Here is an 8778-nt window from a genome sequence, read left to right as displayed (position 1 = left end):
ATCACAGAGTCGGTGGGTTTGTCGCCGGCGGGGCAATCGGGAAGGGGGCATCGCTGGACCGCTCAGAACAGCCGCGCTGGCCGGCCGGACGCCGATGTGCCGTGTCGCTGACCTTCGACGATGCGCTGCCGGTCCATCACGAACTCGCTGGACCTGCACTCGAGGCGCGCGGCCTGCGCGGCAGCTTCTATCTCCATATCGCGACGGCCCCGAGCCGCGATCCCTTGCCCTGGCGCGCGCTGGCCGCGCGCGGCCATGAGCTGGGCAACCATACCCTGTTCCATCCCTGCCGGGGCCGGCCCGGCTGGGACTGGCTCGACCCGGCCTTCGACCTCAGGCGCTATACGCCGCTCCGTTTCCAGCAGGAGGTGCGGGTCGCCAACGCCTTTCTGACGCTGATCGACGGCCGACCGGAGCGGACCTTTGCCTGTACCTGCTACGACACGCATCTCGGGCAGGGGCGCAACAGGGCGGCCATCGCCGAGCTGATCCGGTCGGATTTCGTCGCCGCGCGCGGCCGGCGAACCGACAAGCCGATCACCGTCACCGCCGATCTCGACCTGATGAACCTCGATTGCCTGGAAGCCGACGGGTTGCCGCTCGCCGCGCTCGTCGACGCCGTCGACGAGACGCGCGATCGCGGCGGATGGCTGATCGCGGTCTTTCACGGCATCGGATCGGGAACGCATCATCTGTTCTCCGAGCCGACGACGCTGAACGCGTTGCTCGACCATCTCGCCGCCGCGCGCGACGTCTGGGTCGCGCCGCTGATCGAGATCGCCAAATGGGTGCGCGGGGGCTGAGGCGATCCTCGCAGCCAGTGCGCAAGTTGCCGCATGTGCGGGCAGAGCGTTCGCTAACGGCCGTTAACCGGATTTGAGGCGAGCGATTCACGCGGATGAAAGCGGCGAACCCTACGATGGCGGGCAAGTCAGAGGGCGTATTTTCAGGCATGGCCAACAGCATCTGGACGACCGAGGAATTCACCTGCTCGGGTTGCGGAATGAACTACACCGCGACCAGGGAGAAGCACGCGGACAAGCATTCCGGCAGCTTCAAATGCCGGGTCTGCAATGCCGAGGTCCACGCCTGGTCCGGCTATCACAATTTCTTTGACTGGGAGGCCATCGAGACGAGGACGCCGGTGTTCGGCAGGCGATGGGAGCAGTCGCGGCGGTAGATGCAATCGTGGTGGCTGGCCGTCGCCGCCGTCACCGCCGCGTTCCGTTTGCCGGCCCAACTCGTCTTGACCTGAACTTGTCTTGGCGCAAATCGCGCGTGCGGCTCGCCCGGTAGCTTTTCTCCGAGCTGGACCGGTCGACCGGTCGGAAACCGCTACCGGAGAATGCCTCGATGAGACCCCGCATCCTGTCGGTCGTCGCCATCGCCCTTTGGCTGGCGACCGCCGCCGTCGCCGTCGTCTTCTTCGTTCGCGGCCGGACGCAGATCGCGCCCGACGGGCGCACGGCCGTCTTGCTGACGGCCGACGAGCGCAATCTCGTGCTGGCCGAAATGCGCGGCGTTCTCGGTTCGGTGCAGGGTATCGTCGATGGCGTGAATGCGGGCGACATGAAGCGCGTCGCGCAGGCGGCGCGCGCGAGCGGCATGGCGGCGGCGGCCGACGTCAATCCGGCACTGATGGCCAAGCTGCCGCTCGAATTCAAGGAACTCGGGCTCGGCCTGCACCGGCGCTTCGATGACATCGCAAGGGCGGCGGACTCGGGCGCGAGCCGCGAACAGGTGCTGACCTCCCTCGGCGCGCAGCTCTCGGCCTGCATCGGCTGCCACGAGGGCTACCGGCTAGATGCGGTCACGGCGCAAGGCAAGTGACGGCAATTCGCATGGTGTGAACGCGGCTTCGCGAGGCATGCGGGCGCGCAGTAGCATAAGCTTCACCCGATGCGCGGCACGGCGAACGCCCGAATGCGATACGGAACATTTTGACCAGGAAGAACCGGCAAAGGGTCGTCAGCTTGGCGCTGACGGCCCGGTCGATCCCTCCGGACTGCCAAGTAATCAATAAAATCGGCGCTGGGCGGTCTCTCAGCAGCAGCGGCCAGGCTGAATATTAGGCCGCGGCACGCGCGTTGCGGCGCCGATAAGCGACCGTGCCGATACACAGGAAGCCGAGGGTCATCATCGCCCACGTGGACGGCTCGGGGACGGCGGGCACCGTGTGGGAGACGATCGTGATATGGTTTGCCGCAACGCCGCCCGTGTTGCACTCCACGCCGGCAATGCCGGTGCAAGCAATCACGTCCGCGCCGAAGAAATATCCGCCGGCATTTGCTTTGAAATCGTTCACCGTCAGCCCGGCGAGGTGAAACTCCAGCGGGCCGGGATTGCCGTGGCCTCCACCATTTTGATGGTCAGCGAAATTGCCGAGCGAATCGACGTCCACATAGCGGATTCCATTCGAGAAGTTGCCGTACGGCGTCTCCTCGACGGGATTCGATGTATCAGCGATGAAGCCGCTCGTACTCGGACTGTAGACAGGCGCGGGAGTAACGCTCGTGGCAAGGGTGGGCGTGCCGACATTGTAGACGAATGGCGCATGCGGCCCCCGGTATTGATGAAGGTTGCCCCGTTGACGAGCGTCACCAGGACGTCGACGTATCCGGCTTCGTCAGTCGCCTGCACCGTGCCGACCGTGGTGATGGTCGGAGCGGTCACGCATGGTGAGGAGCAGGTCTTTACAGGCGTGAACGATATCTGATTGAGACTAGCGATCAGAACGTCGGCCTTCGCGGACCCGGCGGACGCAAGAAAGACAGCCGCTAATGCAAAGTTTAAATACTTCATCGCTGCAACTCCAACGATAGAGATAATCTGCGTTATTAATTCATGTATATAGCAACTGGGAAAAGTTGGAAACCGGAAAAGAGTTGAGAAGTTGAATCCAGCGGTATCTGGTGCAGCGTTGCCGAGTGAGATTAAGATTTAAAATGATGGAAGTTCTGCATTTAATTTTGTTTATGCGCATTTAATAATGCGCACCGGCTATTCGCCGTTGTGGCGCCGTTCGGGGATGCAGTGATGCGCGACCAGGCGAAGGCGTGGTTCCAGCGTTCGCGACGGTGAACTGGAGCAACTCCGATGACACGCACGGCCGCGGGTCGTCGGAGAGGTGTCTATCCGATGTCGTTTCCGGTCCAAGACTTATTCGGGGTGGCTGCTGCCATGTCGCGTGAGCGGTGGCGATCCCGGCAGGACTCGAACCTGCAACCCGCGGAGTAGAAATCCGCTACTCTATCCAGTTGAGCTACGGGACCGGAGAGACCGGCTTGGGCGTGGCGCCCGGCCGACCTTGTACCATGGCAATATGAAAAATCCGTCCCGCCGCCAAGCCTGGACCGAACCGTTTTCCGCAACCGGGCGACAAAGCGGAGCGTCGGTGTCCACGGGTTCCGGCGCGGCGTCCCTTGGCCGCGCCGCCGGTCTGCCGGCCGGTGCCTGGCGCCGCCTTGCGGTATCCTGAACGGCCGCCGCACCTCGGTTCGGGTTGACTTGTCATGGCGCAATGCGACGTTCGGCCATTCTGGTTCCATCGCCTTGAGTCCGTCACCTTTTCTTCGCACGTCATTGCTGACGCGGCGCTCGTCCGCGGTCCCGGGAGTCCATCATGATCGGTTTGGTTCGCGCTGCAGCTCTTTGCGCAACGGTTCTGCTTGGCCTGACGACGGCTCTGGCCGCGGACAAGGCCTTCAAGCGCGACGATCTCGCCGATTCCGCGATCAAGCTGGAGGCCCAGATCAGGAGCGAGGCGGGCCCGGTGGCCAAGAGCAATGCGTCCTTGCGCACCGACGCCGACGCAGCCTTCAAGCGCAACGATTACCGCACGGGCCTGTCGATCCTCGGCCAGATCGCCGCCACCACGCCGGACGATGCCGGCAACTGGCTGCGGCTCGCCCGCGTCATCTTCCAGATCGTGCCGAAGAGCTCGAGCGAGCAGACCTTCCTGCTGGAGCGGGCCTCGACTGCGGCCTACATCGCCTATCAGCGCGCCGGCAATGCGGGCGAGGAGGCCGAGGCGCTGGCGGTGCTGGGCCGGGCGCTCGCCGAGCGCAAATTGTGGCGGCCGGCGCTGGATGCGCTGCGGCTGTCGCTCGACATGCGCGAGGTCGCCGACGTCCGCGGGCAATATGAGAAGCTGCGCGACGAGCACGGCTTCCGGCTGCTCGACTACACCGTCGATTCCGATTCCGCGAGCCCGCGGGCCTGCTTCCAGTTCTCCGAGGAACTCGCCAAGCGCATCGATTTCACCCCGTTCCTCGCGCTGGCGGGCCAGGACAAACCGGCACTGTCGGCCGAGGGCAAGCAGCTCTGCGTCGACGGACTGGAGCACGGCGAGCGCTACAACATCAATCTGCGCGCCGGCCTGCCGTCGACGGTGAAGGAGAGCCTGCCGAAATCGGCCGAGTTCAACATCTATGTGCGCGACCGCAAGCCGTTCGTGCGCTTCACCAGCCGCGCCTACGTGCTGCCGCGGACTGGCCAGCGCGGCATCCCCCTGGTCAGCGTCAACACCCCGGCGGCGACCATCAATGTGTTCCGGATCGGCGACCGCAACCTGATCAACACGGTGGTCGAGAGCGATTTCCAGCGCACGATCTCGCGCTACCAGCTCACCGAGCTCGGCGACGAGCGCGGCGTCAAGGTCTGGTCGGGCGAGCTTGCGACCGCCATGACGCTGAACCAGGACGTCACCACCGCGTTTCCGGTCGACCAGGCGCTCGGCGACCTCCTGCCCGGCGTCTATGTGATGACGGCGGCCGCCAAGGGCCCCGGCAGCGACGACGACTACCAGCTCGCCACCCAGTGGTTCATCGTCTCCGATCTCGGCGTCACTGCCTATTCCGGCAATGACGGCATCCACGTCTTCGTCAATTCGCTCGCCTCGACCGACCCGGTCGCGAAAGCCGAAGTGCGGCTGGTCGCGCGCAACAACGAGATCCTCGCCACCCGCAGGACCGACGAATCCGGCCACGTGCTGTTCGAGGCGGGGCTCGCACGCGGCGAGGGCGGCCTGTCGCCGGCGCTGCTCACCGTCGGCGGCGAAAAAGCCGACTACGCCTTCCTCAGCCTCAAGACCTCGGCCTTCGATCTCGGCGATCGCGGCGTCGCCGGTCGTGTGGTGCCGGCGACCGCGGACGCCTTCGTCTATGCCGAGCGCGGCGTCTACCGCTCGAACGAGACCGTGTACCTGACCGCGCTCTTGCGCGACGGGCAGGGCAACGCCGTCACCGGCGGCCCGCTGACGCTGGTGGTGGAGCGGCCCGATGGCGTCGAGTTCCGCCGTGCCGTTCTCGCCGACCAGGGCGCGGGCGGACGCTCCCTCTCGGTCCCGCTCAATTCCGCCGTGCCGACAGGGACCTGGCGGGTGCGCGCGTTCACGGACCCGAAGGCCTCGTCCGTCGGCGAGACCACCTTCATGGTCGAGGACTATGTCCCGGACAGAATCGAATTCGACTTGAGCACCAAGGACAAGCTGATCAAGGCTCAGGCTCCGGTGGAGCTGAAGGTCGACGGGCATTTCCTCTATGGCGCGCCGGCCTCGGGCCTGCAGCTCGAAGGGGACATGCTGGTGGCGCCCGCCGCCGAGCGGCCGGGATTTGCCGGATACGAGTTCGGCGTCGCCGACGAGGAGACCACCAGCAACGAGCGCACGCCGCTGGAGAACCTGCCGGAGTCCGATGCCAACGGTGTGGCGACCTTCCCGGTGACGCTGGACAAGCAGCCGGCCTCGACGCGTCCGCAGGAGGCGCAGATCTTCATCCGCATGGCGGAGACGGGCGGGCGTGCGGTCGAGCGCAAGCTGGTGCTGCCGATCGCGGCCGCCGGCGCGATGATCGGCGTCAAGCCGCTGTTCGGCGACAGAAGCGTGGCCGAAGGCGACAAGGCCGAGTTCGACGTCGCCTTCGTCTCGCCCGAGGGCAAGACAGTGGCGCGCGACGGGCTGCGCTATGAGCTCCTGAAGATCGAGTCGCGCTACCAGTGGTATCGCCAGAACAATTACTGGGAGTACGAGCCGGTCAAGTCGACATCGCGCGTCGCCGACGGCGACCTCGCGGTTGCCGCCGACAAGCCGGCGCGCATCTCGCTCAGCCCGCGGCCCGGGCGTTATCGGCTCGACGTGAAGTCGATCGACGCGGACGGTCCGATCACCTCGGTACAGTTCGACGTCGGCTGGTATTCCGACGGCTCGGCCGACACGCCGGACCTCCTGGAGACCTCGATCGACAAGCCGCAATACGCCTCCGGCGACACCATGACGGTGACCGTCAACGCGCGCAGCGCCGGCAAGCTCACCATCAACGTGCTCGGCGATCGCCTGCTGACCACGCAGAGCCTCGACGTCAAGGAAGGCGTTGCGCAGGTCAAGCTTCCGATCGGCAAGGACTGGGGCACTGGCGCCTATGTGGTGGCGACCTTGCGCCGGCCGCTCGATGCGGCCGCGCAGCGCATGCCGGGACGCGCGATCGGGCTGAAATGGTTCGGCATCGACAAGCAGGCCCGCACACTCTCCGTGAAGCTGGCGCCGCCGGCGCTTATCCGGCCGAATTCGCAGTTGAAAATCCCGGTCAAGCTCGAGGGACTCAACCCCGGCGAGGACGCCAAGATCGTCGTCGCCGCGGTCGATGTGGGCATCCTCAATCTGACCAACTACAAGCCGCCGGCGCCAGATGATTACTATCTCGGCCAGCGCCGCCTGACCGCGGAAATCCGCGATCTCTACGGCCAGCTGATCGACGGCATGCAAGGCACGCGCGGCCAGATCAAATCCGGCGGCGATGCCGGCGCGGAACTGCAGGGCTCGCCACCGACACAGAAGCCGCTTGCGCTCTATTCCGGCATCGTCACGGTCGCCGCCGACGGCACCGCAGAGGTCTCGTTCGACATTCCGGAGTTCGCGGGCACGGCGCGCGTGATGGCGGTGGCCTGGACTGCGACCAAGCTCGGTCGCGCCAATACCGACGTCGTGATCCGCGATCCCGTGGTGTTGACGGCAACCTTGCCGCGCTTCCTGCTCAATGGCGATCACGGCGCGGTCAATCTCGAGATCGACAATGTCGAGGGCACTGCCGGCGACTACACGGTCAGCGTCAAGACGGCGGGGCCCGTGAAGATGACCGGCAATCCCGCGAGCACGATCAAGCTCGCAGCGAAGCAGCGCAACTCGCTGTCGCTGGCGCTCGATGCCACCGCTGCGGGACAGGCGACGCTGGACGTCGACATCAAGGGCCCGAATGGATTGACGCTGGCGCGTCACTACGCGCTCGACGTCAAGGCGGCGACGCAGGTGCTGGCGCGGCGCTCGATCCGGACGCTGGCGAAGGGCGAGAGCCTGACGCTGACCTCGGACATGTTCTCCGATCTCGTGCCGGGCACCGGCAGCGTCTCGATCTCGGCGAGCCTTTCGACCGCGCTCGACGCCGCGACCATTTTGAAGGCGCTCGACCGCTACCCCTATGGCTGCTCGGAGCAGATCACGAGCCGCGCCATGCCGCTGCTCTACGTCAACGAACTCGCGGCCGGCGCGCATCTGGCCATGGACACCGAGGTCGACCAGCGCATCAAGGACGCGATCGAACGGCTCTTGGCCCGGCAGGGCTCCAACGGTTCCTTTGGCCTGTGGTCGGCCGGCGGCGAGGACGCCTGGCTCGATGCCTATGTCACCGACTTTCTGACCCGCGCCCGCGAGAAGGGTTTTGTCGTGCCGGACGTGCTGTTCAAGAGCGCGCTCGACCGCATCCGCAACTCGGTGGTGAACGCCAATGAGCCGGAGAAGGACGGCGGACGCGATCTCGCCTATGGACTCTACGTGCTCGCCCGCAACGGCGCGGCGCCGATCGGCGATCTCCGCTATCTCGCCGACACCAAGCTCGGCAATCTCGCGACCCCGATCGCCAAATCGCAACTGGCGGCGGCGCTTGCGCTGGTCGGCGACCGCAACCGCGCCGAGCGGGTCTATGGCGCGGCGCTCGACAGCCTCGCGCCAAGACCCGCGCTGGAGTTCGGCCGCACCGACTACGGCTCGCAGCTCCGCGATGCGGCAGCTCTCGTCTCGCTCGCGAGCGAGGGCAATGCGCCGCGTCCGACGTTGACGCAGGCCGTCAACCGCGTCGAGGCCGCGCGCGGGCTCACGCCCTACACCTCGACGCAGGAGAATGCGTGGCTGGTGCTGGCGGCGCGCGCGCTCGCCAAGGAGAACCTGTCGCTCGACGTCGATGGCCAGGCGGTCAAGACCGCGCTCTATCGCAGCTACAGGGCCGCGGAGATGACCGGCAAGCCGCTCAAGATCACCAACACCGGCGATGCGCCGGTGCAGGCAGTGGTCTCGGTGTCGGGCTCGCCGGTCACACCGGAGCCGGCGGCGTCGAACGGCTTCAAGATCGAGCGCGGCTATTTCACGCTCGACGGCAAGCCGGCCGACATCAGCAAGGTCAAGCAGAACGAGCGCTTTGCCGTGGTGCTGAAGGTGACCGAGGCCAAGCCCGAATACGGACACATCATGGTGTCCGACTACCTGCCTGCGGGCCTCGAGATCGACAATCCGAAACTGGTCTCCTCCGGCGACAGCGGCACGCTCGACTGGATCGAGGACGGCGAGGAGCCCGAAGATACCGAGTTCCGCGACGACCGCTTCACCGCGGCGATCGACCGCGCCTCCGATGACAAGTCCGTGTTCACGGTGGCTTACGTCGTGCGCGCGGTCTCGCCGGGCAAATACGTGCTGCCGCAGGCCTATGTCGAGGACATGTACAATCCCTCGCGCTA

The 8778-nt window shown here is 65.9% G+C and carries 5 protein-coding genes and 1 tRNA gene; 4 read left to right on the top strand and 2 right to left on the bottom strand.

The window, feature by feature from the left end:
• Window positions 1-101: 101 nt before the first annotated feature.
• From KGM94_RS20695 to KGM94_RS20685, 3 genes are all read left to right on the top strand, one after another.
• Window positions 102-803, top strand: a complete 702-nt coding sequence (locus KGM94_RS20695) for a polysaccharide deacetylase family protein (protein ID WP_300263558.1) — start codon at window positions 102-104, stop codon at window positions 801-803.
• A gap of 149 nt (window positions 804-952) precedes the next feature.
• On the top strand, window positions 953-1180 hold the full coding sequence (locus KGM94_RS20690; protein WP_300263556.1) for a hypothetical protein: 228 nt from the start codon (window positions 953-955) through the stop codon (window positions 1178-1180).
• Window positions 1181-1353: 173 nt separating this feature from the next.
• Window positions 1354-1830, top strand: coding sequence for a hypothetical protein (locus tag KGM94_RS20685; protein ID WP_300263554.1), 477 nt, complete (start codon window positions 1354-1356; stop codon window positions 1828-1830).
• 238 nt (window positions 1831-2068) lie between these two features.
• Here KGM94_RS20685 and KGM94_RS20680 read toward each other — a convergent pair whose 3' ends face one another.
• A complete protein-coding gene (locus KGM94_RS20680) occupies window positions 2069-2401 on the bottom strand; it encodes a PEPxxWA-CTERM sorting domain-containing protein (protein WP_300263552.1) in 333 nt (110 codons plus the stop codon).
• Between the two features lie 794 nt (window positions 2402-3195).
• Window positions 3196-3272, bottom strand: a tRNA-Arg gene (locus tag KGM94_RS20675).
• A 350-nt stretch (window positions 3273-3622) separates the two neighbouring features.
• Between KGM94_RS20675 and KGM94_RS20670 the strand changes: the two genes are divergently transcribed.
• Window positions 3623-8778, top strand: a 5156-nt coding sequence (locus KGM94_RS20670) for an alpha-2-macroglobulin (RefSeq protein ID WP_300263550.1), incomplete at its 3' end; no start/stop codon positions are given.

Origin of the sequence: Bradyrhizobium sp. (assembly GCF_028868675.1) — a bacterium.
Lineage (GTDB): Bacteria > Pseudomonadota > Alphaproteobacteria > Rhizobiales > Xanthobacteraceae > Bradyrhizobium.
Note: the sequence above shows the minus strand (reverse complement) of the source record. Positions and strands in the feature narration are given on the sequence as shown.